The organism is Beduinella massiliensis (assembly GCF_900199405.1).
Taxonomy (GTDB): domain Bacteria; phylum Bacillota; class Clostridia; order Christensenellales; family Aristaeellaceae; genus Beduinella; species Beduinella massiliensis.
Genome location: NZ_LT963430.1, coordinates 37,288 through 56,130 on the forward strand (window position 1 = coordinate 37,288; position 18,843 = coordinate 56,130).

The window sequence follows — 18,843 nt, forward strand, 5'->3', positions numbered from 1 at the left end:
TCAGCGAACGAGGGCGTCGATCGCCGCGCGCGCACCCTTTTCGCGGATGTCCGAAAGCGCGGCCGAAACCGCCGCCTCAAAGCCCGGCAGCGCCGTCAAATCCTCGCCCCAGAAGTCCGCGTTTTGGAGCACCGCATGCGCGGTATCCGCGGCGCTTCTGCCTTGGAGTCCCTCGAAAAACGCGAGCACGGCATCGTCGTCCGCGATGGGATAAGCGCCGTCCTTTTCGCGCGCGCCCTCCATCGAGCCGTCCGCCTTCCTGGCGCCGCTGTAAAAGGCGATGAACGCGGCCATGGAAAAGGTCAGCACCTTCGGCAGCGCGCCCTTGCGGCGCTGGTACTCCTTGATCGTCGGCAGCACGCGCGCGCGGAACTTGGACTGCGAGTTGAGGGCGATGGAAAGCAGGTAGTGCTTGTTGAAGGGATTTTCAAAGCGCTCGAAGATCGCGGAGGCAAACGCTTCGAGATCCTCCCTCGGCAGGTCGAGCGTGGGCATGATCTCGTCAAACAGCGCCATCTCCATGTACCTGCGCACCCAAGGGTCGGCCATGCATTCGCCGACCGTATCGAGCCCCGCGAGATATGCGCCCAGCACCATGGAGGTGTGCGCGCCGTTGAGCATGCGCACCTTGCGCAGCTTGTAGGGCTTTACGTCCTGCGTAAAGACGACGTTGCAGCCTGCCTTCTTAAAGGGCAGCTCCCGCTCGATCCACGCGGGGCCCTCGATGACCCAAAGGCCGAACGGCTCCGCCGCGTCCAGCAGGAAGTCGTCGTACCCGAGACCATCCAGAATCTCCTTCGCGTCGTCGCGGGGGTATCCCGTCACGATGCGGTCGACCAGCGTGGAAGTAAAGACGCATTCGCGCTCGAGCCACGCCGTAAACGCCTCTCCCAGGTTCCATTGCGCGGCGGTTTTCCGCACGCACTCCTTCAAATGCGCGCCGTTGTCGTCGATCAGCTCTACCGGCAGCAGAATGAAGCCCTTGCCCGCCTCCTCTCCGAAGGCGAGGAAGCGCTCGTAGAGCAGACGGGTGAGTTTGCCCGGATAAGAGGCCTGGGGCTTGTCGTCAAAGGAATCCTTTCCGGTGTAAACGATGCCCGCCTCCGTCGTGTTGGAGACGACGAAGCGAAGATCCGGGTTGTGCGCGAGCGCCAGGTAGCCTTCAAAGTCCTGATAGGGGTTCAGGCCGCGGCGCACGCACGTGACGACGCGCGTGTCCTTCACCACCTGACCCGCCTCCTTGCCGCGCAGGATCAGCGTATACAGCCCGTCCTGCTCGTTCAGCTTGTCCACGAGGCCGCGCTCGATGGGCTGCACGACCACGACGCCCGCCTCCATGCCCGCCTCCTCGTTGGACCTGTCGATCATAAAGTCTACGAACGCGCGCAGGAAGCCGCCCTCGCCAAATTGCAGGACGCGCTCGCGCGCCGGCGCGCAGCCGTGCTTTACGGCGAGGGAGGGAAGGGTCTCTTTGCAAAGTTTCGTCATGTCACAGCCTCCTATGTAAAATATTCGGGGTTACAGGACGTGCAAAAAGCGCTCGATGCGCCGCTGCGCGTCGAGCAATAGCTGAATGCACCGCTGGGTCGCCTCCTCGCTCGCGCGAAAGAGCGGCATCGACACGCTGACCGCGTACACGGGCTTTCCCACGCGGTCGCGGACGGCGACGGCGAAACAGCAGACGTTTTCGTTGCTTTCCTCGTATTCCGTCGCGTATCCCTGCTGGCGCACGCGGGCGATCTCCTGCAAAAGCGCCTCCATGGAGCTCACCGTGTGCGGCGTCAGTTTTTGAAAGTCGTAATTGCGGTATAGCTCGCGCACGTGCTCCTCCGGCCAGCAGGCCAGCACCGCCCGGCCCATGGCCGTGCAGTACAGCGGGAAACGTGCGCCGATGCGCGAGGTCATGCGGATGGAGTGCGTGCTCTCCAGCTTATCCACATATACCATGTCCGTGCCGTCGGGCACGCCGCAGTGCACCGTCTCATTGCAGCCCGCGTAGACGCGCTGCATGTACTGGTGCACGACCGACTGCTCCGTCACGTCCTTTACGGCGGCGGAGCCCATTTCAAACATGCGCAGCGAGAGCGCGTAGCGCGACGTCGCTTCGTCGTAGGTCACGTAGCGCTTGTCCAGCAGCGTATGGATGAGGTTGAACGCGCTCGATTTGGGGATGTCCAGCGCCTTCGCGATTCTGTGCAGCTCCAAGCCCGCAGGCTCCTCGCTGAGCAGTTCCAGAATGTCCAGCCCGCGCGCCAGGGATCGGTTGAGGGTTTCGGCCACGCATTTCGCCTCCTTTGCAGGCCAGATTGTGAAACCGCGAAAATCATTCATAATGATGAACAAGATTCTCTATTGCGAACAGTATAGCATCCTCCCTCACAAACGTCAAGCAGGCTGGCGAAAAAATCCGCTGTTCCTTTGTTCGACATGTCCACCTTCATTCCCTTTTTTCCCAATCCCCGGCGTCTGAATTCTCTTCCCAAAAGGCGGAAAGGAGCCGCATGAGCGCCGCGTCCGTGGACGCCTCGTACAGCGGGAAGAAGTGCGGGGGCAGCAGCCCCTCGTACGCCGCGTCAAAAAAGCGCGTGTCGATGAGCAGCGCCGCGCCGCGGTCCTGCTCGGTGCGGATGACGCGCCCGACGGATTGCAGCACCTTCGTCATGCCGGGAATGCGGTAGGCGAGGCCAAACCCGTCTCTCCCCGCACCGTCAAAGTACGCGCGCAGGGTATCGCGCTCCGCGCAGATCTGCGGCAGGCCCACGCCGACCACCGCGACGCCTGACAGGCGCTCGCCCGGCAGGTCGATGCCCTCCGCGAATACCCCGCCCATCACGCAGAATCCAATGAGGCGCTCGCCCGGCTCAAAGCGGGCGATGAAGGCGTCGCGCGCGGCTTCGTCCATGCCGGTCTGCTGGGTGATGGCTGAAACGCCGGTCGAAAGATCCTCAAAGCAGCTTTTCACGAGGTTCATATATGTATAAGAGGGAAACAGGGCAAGATAGTTGCCGGGACGGCTTTTCACCAGCGCGGCGATCGCCCGGGCGACCTGCGGCGCGGTGCGTTCGCGGCTGGCGTAGCGCGTGTCGATGGGCATGCGCACCACCCGCAGGCGCTCCGGCGGGAAGGGGGAGGGCAGCGAGAGCATGCCGTCCCCCTCTTCGCCCCCCAGCAGCGCGCGAAGCTGCGGGAGGGGGGAGAGGGTCGCGGAAAAGTACACCACCCCGCGCAGCTTTGCGGTGACCTCGCGCAGATAAGGCGCGGGGTCGAGGCACAGCAGGCGTACGCGCGCATCCCGTCCGCCGCGCGAAAGCAGAATGGCATAGGTTTCGTCCGCTCGGGCCGCGCACTGCACGTAGGAGAGCGCGTCCGAAAATGCGTCCGAGAGCAGTGCGCCCTGACCACGCGCCATCGCCTCGCCCAGCGCATCCGCGAGAGATTGCATGTCCTCCGTCAGGCCCTCGGGCAGACCGTCCAGACGCACCTCCCCATCGGCTCTTTCCTCCTCCACGTGACTGAGCCGCCGGATGGCGCGCGTCATCGCCCGGTAGGGCGCGTTCTTTCGCCCAAACTGCTTGCCGTACTGCGCGCGAAGCTGGCGCAGGGCGGCGCTGTCCGCCTGCGCGGAGAGCATGTCGCGCGCGCGGTCGACGAGGTTGTGCGCCTCGTCCACCAGCAGCGTCACGTCGCTGCGCTGCAAAAATACGCGTTGAATGCGCGCTACCGGGTCAAAGGCGTAGTTGTAATCGCACACGACGACGTCCGCGATCTCCGAAAGCGAAAGGGAGAGCTCGAAGGCGCAGATGCCGTGCTTCCCGGCGGCTTCCTCGATTGCCTCGCGATCCCAAAGCTGCCTGCCCATCAACGCTTCTACCGCCTCCGGCAGACGGACGTAAAAGCCCTTCGCCATCGGGCAGTATTCCGGGTCGCAGCGCCGCTGCGCGCCCAGCGGGCAGATCTTCTCCTTAGCGGTCAGCTCCAGCGCGCGCACGCGGGCGCCGCGCTCTGCAAAGCGGCGCAGGGTAGAGAGCGCCAACGCGCGGCCCGTCGTGCGCGCGGTGAGATAAAAGATCTGGTTCGTATGGCCCGCCGCCAGCGCCTTGAGCGCGGGAAAGAGCGTGGCCGCGGTCTTCCCCGTACCGGTGGGCGCCTGCGCGAGCAGCCGCCTGCGCTCGCGGATGGCGACGAACACATTCCCCGAAAAGGCGCGCTGGCCCGCGCGAAAGCCGTCGTAAGGGAAGGCAAAGGCGGCGAGCGACGCATTTCTCTCCCTTCGCCAGGAAAGGAGCATGCCCTGCCATCGGGCGTAGGGCTCGACCAGCGCTGAAAAGCGCTCGGAAAGCGCCGCCGCGTCCTGCACGTCCGTGAAGCGGCGGAGCACGCCGCCGCGCTTTTCGGTATAGACGACGTCCATGCGCACGCGGTTCACGCCGCGCGCTGCGCAGAGCATGTGCGCATAACAGGCCGCCTGCGCCCAGTGCGCGGGCAGCGCGTCCTCCAGCGGCTGATCGTCCCAGAGCTTGATTTCCTCCACGCACAAAAGGCCGTCGGCTGAAAACAGCCCGTCGGCACGCCCTGCGACCTCCAAATCGAAGCCCTCCGCACAGGGCACGCTCAGAGAGAGGGATACCTCGGATTCGTAGCCGGGCAAGTCCTCCTGTGCAGCGCTCTGGCGCGCGCGATGCGCGCGCGAACCCTCCAGCATGCGCTCGCGGTCCACGGCGGCCCCAGCCAGATCCTCCGCGTGCAGGGTATACTCGACCAGCGCGCGCACCGACACGCGCAGGGTTTCTTTCATGTGTCGCCTCCTGTGCCTTTCCCGGCGCGGGGAAAGGCGGAATCCCCAAGAATCCTCACTACCCCATATTATAGCATACGTGCTATAATGAATCCATTCTATCGGCACCGGAGGTCATCATGAAAAATCTCTCTACGGAATCCATCGCAAAGCTGCGCAAACGCCGCGGGCACATCCCGGCCGTACCGGAAAGCGCCGCCCTGCTCGCGGACGGCACGCTGACGCCGCAGGCCCGGGAGGACGTGCAGCGCTGCGTAGACGAAATCTTCCGCCGAAACCGCACCGTCGGCGGCACCATGGCCCTCGTCGTGAAAGGCCAGGTCGCGGGCATCTTCCCTTACGGCCTCGCGCGCGTGCAGGGGAACGTGCCCGTCACCGAAAACACCTACTTCCGCATCGCCTCCGTCTCCAAGCTCGTGTTCGCCTTTGCCGCCCTCCGCCTGTGCGAGGACGGCCTGCTCGAGCTGGACGCGGACATTTCCGATTACCTCGGCTACCGCGTGCGCAATCCCCGCTTTCCGGACGTTCCGATCACGCTTCGCCAGCTGCTCACGCACACCGCCTCCCTCGTGGACAACGCCCTGTACGACGGGCCGGGCATCGACGGCGAAATGTCCATGAAGGAGCTGCTTACCCCGCCCAACGACGCCGTGGACTTCTCGCAGGACGAGCCCGGCACCGTCTTTTCCTACTCCAACTTCGGCGCAGGCATCGTGGGCTCCATCATGGAGATCGTGACGGGCGAACGCTTCGACGACCTGATGCAGCGCCTGCTCTTTGAGCCCCTGTCCATCTCCGCCTCCTACGCCCCCCAGCGCATCCGGCCGGTGGAGGACTTCGCCTGCGGCTATTACGTCAGCCGCGTCTTCCCCCCGCGAATGGCTTACGACGCGCCCATCCTCGCTGCAAGGCCCCTGCCCGCCGTGAATCCCGAAATGGACTTCACCTGGTCGCCGGGGCGCCTCATCATCCGCGCCGGGGACATGGCGAAGCTGCTGCGCCTGCTGCTCTCGGACGGTGAAATCGACGGCGCACGCATCCTACGCCCCGAAACCCTGACGCTCATGCGCACCTGTCAGGACGGCCTGGGCTCCGTCCGCCGCGCGGGACGCGGGCTCAACGTCGCCGTGCTCGAGGAGCTCTGCGGCAAGGGCCGCATCATCGGCCACCAGGGCGTGGCCTATGGCATGAACGCCGAGCTCTGGGGCGACGTGGAGCGGGGGAGCGGACTCGTCATGCAGACCAGCGGCACCATGCTGCACAAGTACGACGGTTTCATCCGCTGCGGCTTTGAAATGACCTCCTTCGCGTTTGACCTCATCGACCGGCTGCTGTAGCCGGGTTCCATAGGAAAAGGCGTCAAAGTTTAGTTTCTATGTGTCTTTACACCTGCAATTACATCTAGTATAATGGGCAGCAACGACTTAAAGGAGTTGTGTGCACATGCAAAAGACGGAAAAAAAGAGCCTCGGGGCGCGGCTTTTCAAACGTTACGGTCTGGACGCGCTCAGCGCGATGGCGCTGGGCCTGTTTTCCACCCTCATCATCGGCACGATTCTGGATCAGATTGGTCAGTACGTGCCGGGGCTTTCAAAGCTATCGGAGTTCGCGGCGGTCGCCAAGTCCGGTCCCGTGGTCGGCGGGGCGATCGGCGTCGCGGTCGCCTGGGGGATGAAGGTCGCGCCGCTGGCGATGTTCACGTCCGCCGTGTCGGGCGCGATCGGCTACGAGCTGGGCGCGCCGCTGGGCTGCTTCATCGCCGCCGTGCTGGGCGCGGAGGCAGGCAACTTCGTCGCGGGCAAGACGAAGCTGGACATCATCCTCGTCCCCTCGGCCACGATCATCGTCGGCGGGCTGGCGGCGGTGCTGTGCAGCCCGGCGGTCAACGCGCTGATGAACCTGCTGCGCGATTTCATCGATACGGCCACGCGCATGCAGCCCATCCCCATGGGCGTCATCGTCTCCGTCGTGGTAGGGCTCGCGCTGACCGCGCCCATCTCCTCCGCCGCGCTGTGCGCGATGATCTTCGTCGCGCCCGAGGGTACGGAGCTGGGCTTGGGCCTGCAGCTCGCCGCGGGCGCGGCGACCGTCGGCTGCTGCGCGCAGATGGTGGGCTTCGCCGTCGCCTCCTACAGGGAAAACGGCATCGGCGGCCTGATTGCGCAGGGGCTCGGCACCTCCATGCTGCAAGTGCCCAACATCCTGCGTCATCCGCTGATCCTCGTGCCTCCGACGCTGGCCGCCGCGATTCTGGGGCCCTTTGCCACCACGCTCTTCGACATGCGCAACTACGGCGTCTTCGCCGGCATGGGTACGGCGGGCCTTGTGGGGCAGATCGGCACGTTCAAGTCTATGGCCGCATCCTCCGGCGCGGGCGTGGTGCTGCTCAAGATGCTGGCGCTGCACATCGCGCTGCCCGCCGCGCTTTCCCTCGCCATCTGCCTGCTGATGCGCAGGGCCGGACTCATCAAGGACGGGGACATGAAGCTGGAGCTGTAAAAAAAGAAGCTTTACGCGCAATGGAGCCTACAAAACGCTTCATACACAAGCGACCTCTAAAACCTGCGTTTCACCGCTGGTTTTTAGAGGTCTTTTTCTGCGTTTCTTTTTCTATTCGGCGCTCATCTTCAGCAGTGCCAGACGATCTTGGCCGGATTGGGCTCGTCCGTGACCGAAACAGAGCGCAGCGCCGCTTCCATCTTCGCGCATTCCTCGGCGGCGATGGTCTCGTACACCTCGTCGGTCGCCTCGGTGCCTACGCGGTCGTAGGCGACGGCCGCCGCGCCGTAAAAGGCGAGGCTGAGCCCATAGGTCGGCGTGTGAATGGCGGATGCGCTGGAAAAGATCGCGCGCGCGGCCGCCTGCGCGGCGGGCACGGCCTCCGCAGCCCGCGCCGCGTCCTGCACGGGACGAATTTTCGCCTTCGCCTCCGCCAGCTTCATGCCGCCCGCGAGGTACGTCCGCGCGGCCTCAAGCCCCTGCCGGGGCCGCTCGTCTTCGGGGAAGGCCCGCTCGTAGATCGACAGGAGATGCTCTTCCGCGTAATCCGTGCTCCAGGCGGCGATGGTCGCCCTAGACTGCGTCTCGATGGCGCGCATCAGCGAAAGGATGTAGGGGGACTCGGCGCTGCCGAGCATTTTGCGAGTCTTTGCCATGCCGTATCTTCCTCCTGACGCCATTGATTTTCCACAGAAACCCCCGTCTCATCCCTCGTTTTGACCGTTTTCCTCAGAAATCAGCGCAAACCGAGGCTGCACGCGTCCGTCTCTTTCCACATCTTCCACAAACATTTTGAGCGGCCGCACCCAGATGCCGCGTTCGCCGTACAGCGCCTGATAGACCACATACGGCTCCATCGTCTCGCTGTGCGTGGCGACGTAGAGCACCCGGTACTGATTTCCCTTGAAGTGGCGGTAAAGCCCGCCCGAAACTACGTTGCACATCTCTATTCCTCCTCTTTTTCCGTCTGCGCCTGCAGGATGTCCGAAAGCTTCTTGGGCGTGAGCACGCGGGCGGACGCGCCGTAGAGCATCGGGTCAAAACCACAGATATCCCGAAAGTCGCAATAAGCGCACACGCGGAAGTTTCCGCGCTGAGCCGGGCTGATGTCGATCTCGCCCGCCGCGATGCGCCCGCTGAGCTCCGCGGCCATGCGCACCGCGTAATCCACCAACAGCGCCATCTCCTGCTCGGAAACGGCCAGCGCGCCCTGGCGCAGCGTCCCGTCCTTTTTAAGCAGCGCCTCCTGCTGATCCGCGCCCTGCGCCCGGATGATCTCCACGTCGCACAACGACAGCCCTTTGAGCGAGAGCTGCCTGGCGATTTCCCGCTCCACCGCCTCGCGCACGCGCAGGTTCTTGACGACCAGCGGGTCGTCGATGCGGCAGTAAAACAGCCCCGCCGCCTTCGCTCCGCGATACCTCTGCAGCACGGCCTGCAGATAGATGAGCAGCTGCAGCTGCAGCCCCCAATAGATGTCGGTGGGATCCATCTCCTTGCGCCCGGACTTGTAATCCACCACGCGCAGGTAGACGCTCCGCTCCGTCTCCATCAGGTCGATGCGGTCGATGCGCCCCTTGAGGTACATGCGCTCGCCGTTTTCCAGCTCGATCTGAATCGGCGGGATGACGCCGCTGCCGAACGTGAACTCCATGTCCTCCAGCCGAAAACCGCTGCCCTGCATCTGGTGCGTCAGCGTCCAGCCCGCCCGGCGCGCGGTCCTGCGCATGCGCCCGGCGAATGCCTTGCCGCGCGCGCTTTCACCCATGGGCGTGCGCTGCCACTGATCCAGCAGCGGCTCGACCACCGCGTCCATCATTCGGTCGCTTTCCGCGCGCTCGATGTCCGGCCAGTGCTCGTGGGAGAGCGCCTCTCGCGTGAAGCGTTCCACCGCCGCATGATACAGCTCGCCCAGCTTGTCGCGCTCCGCGCCGGTCGCCCGGCGCTGCACCGGGCGCAGGCCATAGCTGACGAAATGACGGTAGGGGCACTGGGCGAACGTCTCCAGCTTCGATACGCTCACCGTCCGCCGCCCGTACAGCGCGCGGGCGGTGTTCACGCGCAGCCTCGGAGCGTAAACGCGCGTGATGAGCGCGTCGCGCACGTCTCTTACGCGTTCCGCGTATTCTCCGTTCCCGCACAGCGCCGCATAGGCCTCGCGAAAGGGGCCGTCGAGCTCTACCTCGCCCGCATCCGCGAGCTCCCGCAGGTGAACGGAGAGCGCATCCAGCGCCGCGCGCGGGCTCAAAAGGGCAGCGCGCTCGCCCTTGTCGAGCGCACCGCCCTCGACCGCAAGGTCGGGGAACACGCGCCGAAGCGCCAGCACCGCCGACGCCGGCCGCTGCGCCCGGCCCTCCTCGTCCGAGAGCGCGTAGCTCACGTACAGCCGCCTTCCCGGCAGCGTCATGGCCTGTAAAATGTCCAAGCGTGAAAGCTGCGCGCGGTCGCTGTCCACCATGCCGAGGTAGGCGTCCGCCTCCCTGGCCGTGAGCGCGCGCTCTTCGTCCGTCAGCAGGCTCTGCGAGCTGCTCTGCAGCTTGCCGTCGTTCATGCCCAGCAGGAAGAGCGCGTCCACCTGCGCCGTGCGCACGTTGCCGATCTGGCCTGCCACCAGCGCCTCCTGTGAGGTCGGCAGCGCGCCCAGCTCCATCGCGCCGACGCCCGCCTCCAGCATGTCCATCACCGTGCGCATCTGCCCCCGATGCCCGCCCAGCAGGGTGTGCATCTGGTCGAGCAGCTCCATCAGCAGGTTCCATACCTGCGCGCAGTCAAATGCCTCTACCGCGAGGCCCGCGTCCATGAGCGCCTGCTGCTCTCGCTGCAGGGTGTCAAACGCCGCGCGCTCCTCCAGGTAATAGAAGATCGCGTCCACCGTGCCGCTGGCATCCTTTGCGCCGGAAAGCGCGCGCTGCAGCCGCAGCAGCGGCTCCACCACCCGTGCGCGCAGCTCTTCGGCCCTTGAAACCTCTTCCTCGCCGCCGAATGTAAAGGGGTAGCGCATGCGCCCCGCGCGGATGCCGTATACCGTCGCGTAGGTGTCCAGCGCGTCGGCTTCCTCGTCCGTAAGATTGCAATAGCCCGTACGCACGCACTCCATCAGGTCGTCCACCCGATAGCCGCGCGTGGCCGCGCGCAGAGAGGAGAGCAGAAAGCGAAAGAGCGGGTGCGCAAGCGCAGGCCGCTTTTCGCTGACGTAGACCGGGATGTCGTACTGCGCGAAGATGCGCTCGACCAGCGGCGCGTACACCGCGCCGTCCGTGTATACGGCGGCCATGCGGCAGAAGGGCTCGCCCTCCATCGCGAGGGCCCGAATGCGCGCGGCCACGCCGTGCACTTCGGCAAAGGGCGTCGCGGAGGCGTTCAAAAAGACGGCCTGCGGCGTGCCCCTTTGCGGGCGCAGGGGGTAGGCGTAAAGCTCCCGTTCCAAATAGACGATGTCCGCCGGCGCGGGAAGCTGCGCGTCCAGATGCTCGCGCACAGGTTCTATGCCTGCGGCGCGCAGCAGCTCTTCCAGGCGCAGCAGGCTCTTCAGCGCGGGTTCGTACAGCGCCGCGTCGCGGGCGGGCGGCGTATCCAGCGTAAGGGCTAATGTCAGGCCTTTCGCGCAGCGGGCGATCGCGCAAAGCTCCGCTGCGAACGTAGGGGTAATCATGTCAAACCCGTAGACGAACGCGTTTACATCCCGCAGTACGCCCGACGGTTCCATGCGGGAAAGCAGCTCCTGCTGCACGTCCTCGCCGTCCACAAAGCGGCCTTGCAGGCGCTGTTCGTAAGCCGCGTAGAGCTGGGAGGCATCCTGCAGCTTCATCGAAAGCGCAGGCATCTCCCCGGCGCGTTCCGACAGGGCGCGCACATCCTCGGGCGAGAGGCCGCCGCGCTTAAAGTCCGCGATGAGGGAGGAGAGCCTCTGCACGAAGCCCATGCGCCCGCCCGCGCCCCGGTAAAAGCACAGCTCGTCCGAAAGGTCCTCCAGCGCGGCGGAGAGCACCATGCACTTGCCGCGCTCGTCGATGCGCACGCGCTGGGGCTGGCCCGCGCGCTCGAACACGCGATCCTGAAGCCGCGAGGGGGAGAGCACGTCGATGTCGAAGTATCCGGGCAGGTTCAGCCGCTGCACGATCTCCGTCTCCGCCTGAAGCGTGTATTGCTCGGGCACGATCAGGTAACAGCGCCCGCCCGCGGCGTATGCCTGGCCGATGCGGGCGATCACCTCGGGCAGCAGCCTGTGCATGCGCCCCGTCAGCAGCGTTGCGTTCACATTTCCGCCTTCTTTCCAAAGTCAAGAGGGTTTTCCCTCCTCCCCCGCGAATGCGATGTACAAACTACATTGGGAGGTCGTCATCATGCGCATCGCATGTATCAGCGATATTCACGCCAACCTGTTCGCGCTCGAGGCCGTCCTGAAGGACGTTCGCTCGCAGTCGCCCGACCTGATCCTCTCCCTGGGCGATCAGATCAACCTGGGCCCGCAGCCTCTGGAGGTGATGCAGCTGCTCGACAGCGAGGGCATTCCCTGTTTGCTGGGCAACCACGAGCAGCGCGTGCTCGCCCTGCGAACGGCCCACGACGCGAGCCTTGACGCCATCAACTTCGCCTCCATCCGCTGGACGAAGACGCAGGTAGAGGGCGTCCCCTTGGACTACCCCCTTTACAAGCGTATCGACGGCATCACGTTCGCGCACGCCGCGGTGGACAACCCGTCAATGCCTCTGGAGGAAACGCCGGAAGTGGACCGGGCGCTGGACGCGCTCTCGACTCCGTTGCTCGTCTGCGGCCACTACCACAACGCGATGCAGCGCACGCACGGCGGCAAGACGATCTTCGTGACCGGCGCGGTCGGTATGGCGGAAAACGGCATCCCCAATACCGCGCTCTACGCGATCGTGGACGACACGCCCGCAGGCGTGACCCTGACGCCGCGCATCGTACCCTACGACAGCGCTCCGCTCTACGACGCCTTCCGCCGCTCCGGCATCCTCGAATACTGCCCGATCATGAGCCGCGTCGTACACGAGGCGATGACGCAGAACCGCTGCGTGCTCATGGCCTTCATGCGGCACGTGCGCGCGACGATGCTCGCCTGCGAAGAGCCTGGCATCAGCGAACGCGTGTGGACGCTCGCAGGCAATACGTTCGCCTGGAAGACCGCGCAGACCTGCACGGAGTATTGGGGACTGTGAGCGCTCAGATCTCCGGATGGCTCTTTAAAGACGCATGCGCCTGCAGCAGCCATCGATGCGGGCAGAGCACCCTGCCGTTTAAGAGCGCATAGTCGATGTAAGTCAGGCACGCGCCTTCGAGCGAACGGACGAGCGCCCCGCGCACGGCCTGCGCGTAGGGCGGGGTTCCCTCCTGATCCCACGCGAGCTTGTCCGCAAGAAAGAGGGCCATGTCGTAGGGGGATGGTTTCTCCTTGAGCGTCGTGTGACAGCCGACCGCCGAAAGCACCGCGCCGTCCTCAACCCCCAATAGCTCGCGGGAAAGAATTTCCGACAGGCGCTGGTGCAAAAGAAACGGATGCCTTTCCTCCGCGAAATCGACGGCCATTCCGCGTTCCCGCGCAAAGGAAAGCATGTCCTCCGGGCGCATCACCGCGCCGACGTCGTGCAGCACCCCGCAAAGGCGGCATCTTTCCTCGCTGAGCGAAAAGCGCCGCGCGAGGCCGGTGCATTCGTCCGCCACGGCGCACACGTGCGCGAGCGTTGCTTCCTTGCCGTTTGCCCTGAGCAGCCGCTTGGCATCCCGCAGGGGATCGCCGGTAAACGCCGGAACCTCGATATAGGAATACTTAGACAAGTCCATAAGCTTCTCCTTGCGGGTTCAATCGATTTCCTCTTCTTCGCCGTTTCCGCCCTTTGAGAGCTGAATGCCGATCTCCGCGTAATCCGCGCCGTATCGGTCCGCGCTGAGAATGCCCGCGAGCGAGTTTTCCGCCTCGCAGATATCGCCCCGATGGCCGATCGCGCAGGGCTTATGGATGAGCGCCGCGGGATTTAAATAATCCCATCAGCCCCGTCACGGCGATTTCAAAGAAGATTGCCGTCAGGCAGCAAAGCGCCGCCAGCAGGCTGAGGAACGCCTGGAAGAGGTCTTACCTGGCTGCCCCCTGCTGCTCAGGTATGCCTGGATGCAGGCGTTCAGCAGGGGACTTAGCAAAAGGAGCGTCAGCCCCTTCATCGACAGTTCAAACAGAACGTAGTTTTTGATCGTCCTTGTGCGCATGAAGCCCTCGTAATCGTCGTCTATTCCGTCATACCTTCGTCCCCGCGCGCGTAGCCCGCGGAGAGCACGTCCTCCAGCCTGATTTCCTGCGGCGTCCTCCTGCGGGGAAGCAGGGCAAAGAAGGCTCCTTCCCCGATCGAAACGACCTGAACAGCAAGCGTCCGCACCGCGCCGCCCGTCAGCAGCGCGATGCGGATCTTTTTTTTATTTTCGAGGGAATAGCGCAAAAACCGCTCGACCATGTCATTCTCCTACCGCGTAAATCGTGATCCAGTCCTTTTCATACACCTTTTCAAACAGGCGGTTCAACGCCTCCACGTCGGGATTCATCTCCGACATCTCGTAATCGCTCAGGTAGATGTAGGAGACCCCGTATTTTTGAAGCACGTCCAAATTGTTCTCCGGATCCTGATAAAAGCGCTGGCAGTCCAGGCTGTTTTCCTGATAGCTGAGTCCGTGGAAGAAGAGGTACAGGTCCGAACCGCAGACGATGTTCCGCCCCGCCAGCGCAGAGGCGGGGTTCAAGTGCTGCGTGCCGGTCATGAAGACCGCGTGCGGCTCCGTCTCCTCCTCGATGAACTCCGCCGCCTCCACCGCCGCGGGGTCGAAGAGCTGATAGTCGCTCACCGCCTCGCGCGCGATGCTGAGGCCGCCGGAGAGCACGGAACACAGCACGAAGAGACCAGCGAGCACGTAGCGTCCGCGCAGGCCCTTCATGCGCAAAAAGAGCACGGAGGCATAATCCGCCGCGAGCGCAGCGGCGAACATGTAAAACACGTAAAACAGCTTGTTGTTGTCGTACTCGTTGGGCTGGAAGAGCAAAAGCTCCGCCACGACGAAGATCGTCATCGCACCCGCAAGCACGCCCGCATGGCCGCGCCGGTCGCCCTCCAGCAGCACGCAGAGGAAAAGGATGAACGCGGGACCGACGTTCTTGATCCAAAAGAAGAAGTATTCGTCGATCAATCCGCGGTTCTGGCTGTTGTTGACCCAGTTGAACTGCACGCGCAGAGAGCCGCCCTCCAGCGTCTGCTTGAAGGCATTGCCGACGAGCTGCGGCAGCGCCAGCGCCATGGTGATCACGAAGTACAGCGCGATGCCCTTCAAAAGGTCAGCGCGCGCCTTCCTGTCCGAGCGCGCGAGGGAGAAGAGCAGGAAGCCCGCGCTGAAAAGCCCCAGCGCGAGGAACGAATGCGTGTGGACGAGCGGCATGGCGCCCGCGACGAGTCCCAGCACCGTGAAAGCGCGCACGCTCCTGTCCTTCACCGCCCAGCAAAGCAGCAGAAGCGCCGGAATCAGCACCGTCCAGCCGCCGAGCAGCGTGCGCTGCGGAACGAGCATGTCCACGATGACGTTCGACCAGCGCAGGTTGAACTCCGGCTGGTTTGCGGGCGTCTTGTAGTAGCCGGTGAAGATCTCCATAAAACGGGAGGGATCCTTAAAAGCCATGTCCACGTCGTAAAGAAAGCCGAAGCCGCCGTTCAAAAAGAAGAGCGCCGCCGCCAGGATGAGCACCCCGCGCCGGTTGCCGACGACCTCGCGGCAGAGCAGCACGAACCCGAAGAACACCAGCCCCATCATCAGGGTTCCCGGCACGACGATCGCCGCGCGCAGGTTCATACCCATCAGCATCATGGAGGTGCTCATGGAATCCGTGAGGAAGGGATAGCTGAGCGTCGCGCCCGGCAGGATCGAATAGGTGGGGGGGAACGCCGCGTCGCGCAGGCTGGTCGCGATGCCCAGGTGCAGGCACAGGTCGCCGTAGGTGGACTGCCCGCCGTGCAGCGAGCCGTCCGCCGCCGGGCGCAGGACGTGCGTAGATTGCAGGTAGCCGCCCAGCACCGTCAGCGGCACGGCGACCATCAGCGCGGTGAAGAGCAGGTCGAAGTCGTCCTGCTCCATGCGCCGCGCGGGGCGTTCATCCCTCAAATAGAACGCGCCTGCAGTGATGCCGCCGAGCGGCAGCAGCGCCAGAACGTGCGCGAGCCTGGAAAAGCGCACCGCGAACGCCGGCAGCGCCGGCATCCACATCAGCAGCAAAAGCCCCAGGCACAGGCCCATCCATACGCGCATCACCGGGCTCTTGCGCGGAAACTGAAAGTGCGTAATGGCGACGCCGCAAGCGAGGTAAAGCAGAAGATAGGCTGCCGCAAGCATTTAGAATCCTCCCTTTTCGCGTCCCTTCCGGCGTCGGATGGGCGGGCATCCAGCCTTGTTTTCGGATAAATTACAGCGCTTCGTTCACGTACCCTACGAGCATCTGAACCGCCGCCTCCATGTCGCCAAGGTCGATCGTCTCCGCGGCGGAGTGCACGTAGCGGCAGGGAATCGAGATGACACCGGAGGGCACGCCGCCGCGCGTCTGGTGAATCGCGCCGGAATCCGTGCCGCCCGCCGTGAGCACCTCCATCTGATAGGGGATGTTCTGTTCCTTGGAGAGCTTCACCAGACGGTCGCGCACCGCGGGCGCGCAGATGACCGATCGGTCCATGACCTTGATCGCCGCGCCCGCGCCGAGCTTCACCGCCATCTTGGGCTTTGCCTCCGGCACGTCGCCGGTCGTGGTCACGTCCAGCGCGATGGCGTAGTCGGGATCGACGGTGTAGGCCGCCGTGCGCGCGCCGCGCAGGCCGACCTCTTCCTGCACCGTAAAGACCGCGACGACCTCGTTTTTCGTCTCCTTCATCTGCATGAAGGCCTCCGCCAGCACCGCGCAGCCCGCGCGGTCGTCCATGGCGGGGGAAGCGAGCCGCACATCGCCCAGCTCCGACACCACCGGCGCGTAAACCGCCACGTCGCCGATGGCGACCTTCGAGAGCGCCTCCTCGCGCGAGGTAGCGCCGATGTCCACGTACAGGTGCTGCATCTTGGGCGCGCCCTCGATGTCTTCCTCCGCGCCGATGACGCCCTTCACGCCGTTTTCAAACACGACGTGCTGGCCGAGGGACACCGACACGTCGATGCCGCCCACGTTATACACGCGCACGAAGCCTTCCTTGTCCGCGTCGGTGGCGATAAAGCCGATGTGATCCATGTGCGCCGCCAGCATCACGCGCTTGCCCGCGCCGTTTTTGCGCACGATCAGGTTGCCCAGTGCGTCCGTCTCTACGCTGTCCGCGTAAGGGCGCAGCATGTCCGCGATCACCGCCGCGATCTTTTCCTCGTGACCCGTCGCGCCGTGCACGGCGAGCAGCTTTAAAAGCGTATCCTTTATCATGAATCTGCCTCCCTGGTTTCAATGTTTTTTTGATTTATTGCTTTTGCACCGGGCACTCCGTGTTCATCGCTGCAAGGCAGCTGAGCACGAGCTCCTGCTGCGCGCGAATGTCCCGAAGCGAGGCCACAGACGCGGGGGAATGGATGTAGCGGCAGGGAACCGAGAACGTCACGCAGGGCACGCCGCCGCGGGACTGATGGATCGCGCCCGCGTCGTTGCCGCCGGACAGAAACTGCTTGTATTGCCAGGCGATGCCGCACCTGTCCGCCACGCCTGTGGCGAAGCGCACGAGCCCTTTGTGCGCAATGGAGGTTCGGTCCATAAAGCTGATCGCCACGCCCTTGCCCACGCGCGTCACCTTCATGTGGTCGGGCACGTCTCCCAGGTCGTTGCTCGTCGTTCCCTCCAGCACGATTGCCAGATCGGGCTTTACGCGGTATCCGGCTACCTCTGCGCCGCGCAGGCCGACCTCCTCCTGCACCGTAAACGCACAGGTCATGTCGCCCTCGTACGCGCTTTCCTTCAGCGCGCGCAGCAGCGCCAAGCAGCCGACGCGGTCGTCCAGCGCCTTGGCCTTTACGAGCTCGTCCCCGAACTCCACGTATTCGCTGTCGAACATCGCATAGGCGCCGACGGGGCAGAGCTTCAGGGCCTCTTCCTTCGTCTTCGCTCCCACGTCGATGTAGAGCTTGTCATACCCGAGCACCTTCTGCATATCGGCGGCGCTTTGCAGATGAATCGCCTTGGCGCCGATCACGCCGGGTACGTGGCCGTCGCCGACCAGCACCCGCTTGCTCACGATCACGCGCGCGTCGATGCCGCCCGCGCAGTCAAAGCGAAGCAGTCCCTTGTCCGTCGCGCCCTTGATGATAAATCCAACCTCGTCCATGTGCGCCGCCAGCATTACATGCGGCAGGTTCGGGTTTTTGCCTTTTTTGAAGGCATAAACGCTGCCCATCGTGTCGCAGGTCACCGCGTCGCAAAGGGGCTGTGCCGCCGCCTTTACGTATGCGCGCACCGCGTCCTCGTGGCCCGTGACGCCGAACAGATCCGTCAGTTCTTTCAGAAGCATATCTTGTCCTCCCAGTTTTCGTCAAGGGAAGCGATGTAGGCGGCCAGAAGCCTCGCCTGCTCCCGCAGCGTCCTCAGTGAAATCGTCTCCACGGTGGTGTGCATGTACCTGAGCGGCAGCTCCATCAACACCGTCGGTACGCCCGCGCGGGAAACCTGCAGCTCCCACGCGTCCGTCCAAGTGTCGCCTGAACAGGCAGAGACCTCCGTTTCCACGTTAATCTCCTTCGCCACCCTGAGCACTTCTGCGAGCATCTTCGGATGAATGTTCGGGCCGCAGGTGAACGCCGCCTTGTCGATGTGGTGCGTCTCGTCCGCCTTGCAGTCGGGCATGTCCGCGTGCGTCACGTCTATGGCGATCGCAAGGTCCGGATCGACCGCGTAGACGCTCGTCTTCGCGCCGCGCGAACCGACCTCCTCCTGCGAGGAGCAGACCAGATAAACGTCCGCCTTGTGCTCCATGCGCTGAAGCTCCTGTGCGCAAAGCCAAAGTATGGCGCAGCAGGCGCGGTCATCCAGCGTCTTGCTGGCCGCGTAATCGCCCGCAAGCTGCGTGAATCTGCCGCTAAGCTGCACGCGATTCCCGATGGAAACGCGGCGGCGCACTTCCTCTGCGCTATAGCCCACGTCAATGTACAAATCTTCGCGCTTGTAGTTCTTCCTGCGGTCGGCCTCGCTCAAAATATGCGGCGGCTTTGCGCCGATCACCCCGTGCAGCGGCTCGTCGCACAGGACGGTCACCTCGCTCGCGGGCAGGATGCGCGGGTCCACGCCGCCCATCTGTGAAAAGCGCAGGCATCCGTCGTCTTCGATGCCCGTCACGATCAGGCCGATCTCGTCCAGATGCGCGCAGACGTAGATTTTCGGCCCGCCCGCTCCGGGCAGATGGGCGATCATGTTCTGCAATCCGTCTACGCGCGTCTGCGCGCAGTAAGGCGCAAAGGCCTCCTGCATGAAAGCCGCGACCTCCTGCTCGTTGCCCGGCAGGCCCGAGCGCGTCGTCGCGCGTGTCAAAAACTCCGTGAGGTTCAAAAGATCA

General features: G+C 64.2%; 16 protein-coding genes. 3 read left to right on the top strand and 13 right to left on the bottom strand.

Annotated elements, in window-relative coordinates; genetic code table 11:
• The 3 genes from C1725_RS01045 to C1725_RS01055 form a co-directional block, all read right to left on the bottom strand.
• Positions 1-1,488 (bottom strand): tagaturonate reductase, encoded by a 1,488-nt coding sequence (locus C1725_RS01045; protein ID WP_102409837.1) that lies wholly within the window; start codon positions 1,486-1,488, stop codon positions 1-3.
• A 30-nt stretch (positions 1,489-1,518) separates the two neighbouring features.
• Positions 1,519-2,280 (bottom strand): IclR family transcriptional regulator, encoded by a 762-nt coding sequence (locus C1725_RS01050; protein WP_346026211.1) that lies wholly within the window; start codon positions 2,278-2,280, stop codon positions 1,519-1,521.
• A 157-nt stretch (positions 2,281-2,437) separates the two neighbouring features.
• Positions 2,438-4,795: a helicase C-terminal domain-containing protein gene (locus C1725_RS01055; RefSeq protein ID WP_102409839.1), complete on the bottom strand. Its 2,358-nt coding sequence runs from the start codon at positions 4,793-4,795 to the stop codon at positions 2,438-2,440.
• 119 nt (positions 4,796-4,914) lie between these two features.
• Here C1725_RS01055 and C1725_RS01060 point away from each other — a divergent pair, with 119 nt between their 5' ends.
• Positions 4,915-6,132 (top strand): serine hydrolase, encoded by a 1,218-nt coding sequence (locus C1725_RS01060; RefSeq protein WP_102409840.1) that lies wholly within the window; start codon positions 4,915-4,917, stop codon positions 6,130-6,132.
• Positions 6,133-6,238: 106 nt separating this feature from the next.
• Positions 6,239-7,294, top strand: a complete 1,056-nt coding sequence (locus tag C1725_RS01065; protein WP_102409841.1) for a PTS sugar transporter subunit IIC — start codon at positions 6,239-6,241, stop codon at positions 7,292-7,294.
• A gap of 128 nt (positions 7,295-7,422) precedes the next feature.
• Here the strand turns inward: C1725_RS01065 and C1725_RS01070 are convergent, their stop codons facing one another.
• The 3 genes from C1725_RS01070 to C1725_RS01080 are packed head-to-tail and all read right to left on the bottom strand — an operon-like array spanning position 7,423 to position 11,552.
• Positions 7,423-7,950, bottom strand: a complete 528-nt coding sequence (locus C1725_RS01070; protein ID WP_102409842.1) for a putative immunity protein — start codon at positions 7,948-7,950, stop codon at positions 7,423-7,425.
• A 48-nt stretch (positions 7,951-7,998) separates the two neighbouring features.
• Positions 7,999-8,238: a DUF1653 domain-containing protein gene (locus C1725_RS01075; RefSeq protein WP_102409843.1), complete on the bottom strand. Its 240-nt coding sequence runs from the start codon at positions 8,236-8,238 to the stop codon at positions 7,999-8,001.
• A 2-nt stretch (positions 8,239-8,240) separates the two neighbouring features.
• Positions 8,241-11,552: a PD-(D/E)XK nuclease family protein gene (locus tag C1725_RS01080; RefSeq protein WP_146009093.1), complete on the bottom strand. Its 3,312-nt coding sequence runs from the start codon at positions 11,550-11,552 to the stop codon at positions 8,241-8,243.
• Positions 11,553-11,637: 85 nt separating this feature from the next.
• On the opposite strand from C1725_RS01080, the gene C1725_RS01085 reads away from it, so the two are divergent.
• The gene (locus C1725_RS01085) at positions 11,638-12,474 is read left to right on the top strand and encodes a metallophosphoesterase family protein (RefSeq protein WP_346026212.1); all 837 of its coding nucleotides are present in this window, start codon (positions 11,638-11,640) and stop codon (positions 12,472-12,474) included.
• A gap of 4 nt (positions 12,475-12,478) precedes the next feature.
• Here C1725_RS01085 and C1725_RS01090 read toward each other — a convergent pair whose 3' ends face one another.
• From C1725_RS01090 to C1725_RS01115, 7 genes are all read right to left on the bottom strand, one after another.
• Positions 12,479-13,096, bottom strand: coding sequence for an HD domain-containing protein (locus C1725_RS01090; RefSeq protein WP_102409846.1), 618 nt, complete (start codon positions 13,094-13,096; stop codon positions 12,479-12,481).
• A 240-nt stretch (positions 13,097-13,336) separates the two neighbouring features.
• Entirely contained in the window at positions 13,337-13,516 is a 180-nt protein-coding gene (locus C1725_RS18835; RefSeq protein ID WP_146009094.1) for a hypothetical protein, read from the bottom strand.
• 20 nt (positions 13,517-13,536) lie between these two features.
• A complete protein-coding gene (locus C1725_RS01095; protein ID WP_102409847.1) occupies positions 13,537-13,758 on the bottom strand; it encodes a hypothetical protein in 222 nt (73 codons plus the stop codon).
• Between the two features lies 1 nt (position 13,759).
• Positions 13,760-15,673: a hypothetical protein gene (locus C1725_RS01100; RefSeq protein ID WP_102409848.1), complete on the bottom strand. Its 1,914-nt coding sequence runs from the start codon at positions 15,671-15,673 to the stop codon at positions 13,760-13,762.
• Between the two features lie 70 nt (positions 15,674-15,743).
• Positions 15,744-16,733: a M20/M25/M40 family metallo-hydrolase gene (locus C1725_RS01105; protein ID WP_102409849.1), complete on the bottom strand. Its 990-nt coding sequence runs from the start codon at positions 16,731-16,733 to the stop codon at positions 15,744-15,746.
• 34 nt (positions 16,734-16,767) lie between these two features.
• A complete protein-coding gene (locus C1725_RS01110; RefSeq protein ID WP_102409850.1) occupies positions 16,768-17,805 on the bottom strand; it encodes a M20/M25/M40 family metallo-hydrolase in 1,038 nt (345 codons plus the stop codon).
• Positions 17,796-18,836: a M20/M25/M40 family metallo-hydrolase gene (locus C1725_RS01115; protein WP_102409851.1), complete on the bottom strand. Its 1,041-nt coding sequence runs from the start codon at positions 18,834-18,836 to the stop codon at positions 17,796-17,798. The genes C1725_RS01110 and C1725_RS01115 overlap by 10 nt, the downstream gene beginning before the upstream one ends.
• Positions 18,837-18,843 lie beyond the last annotated feature (7 nt).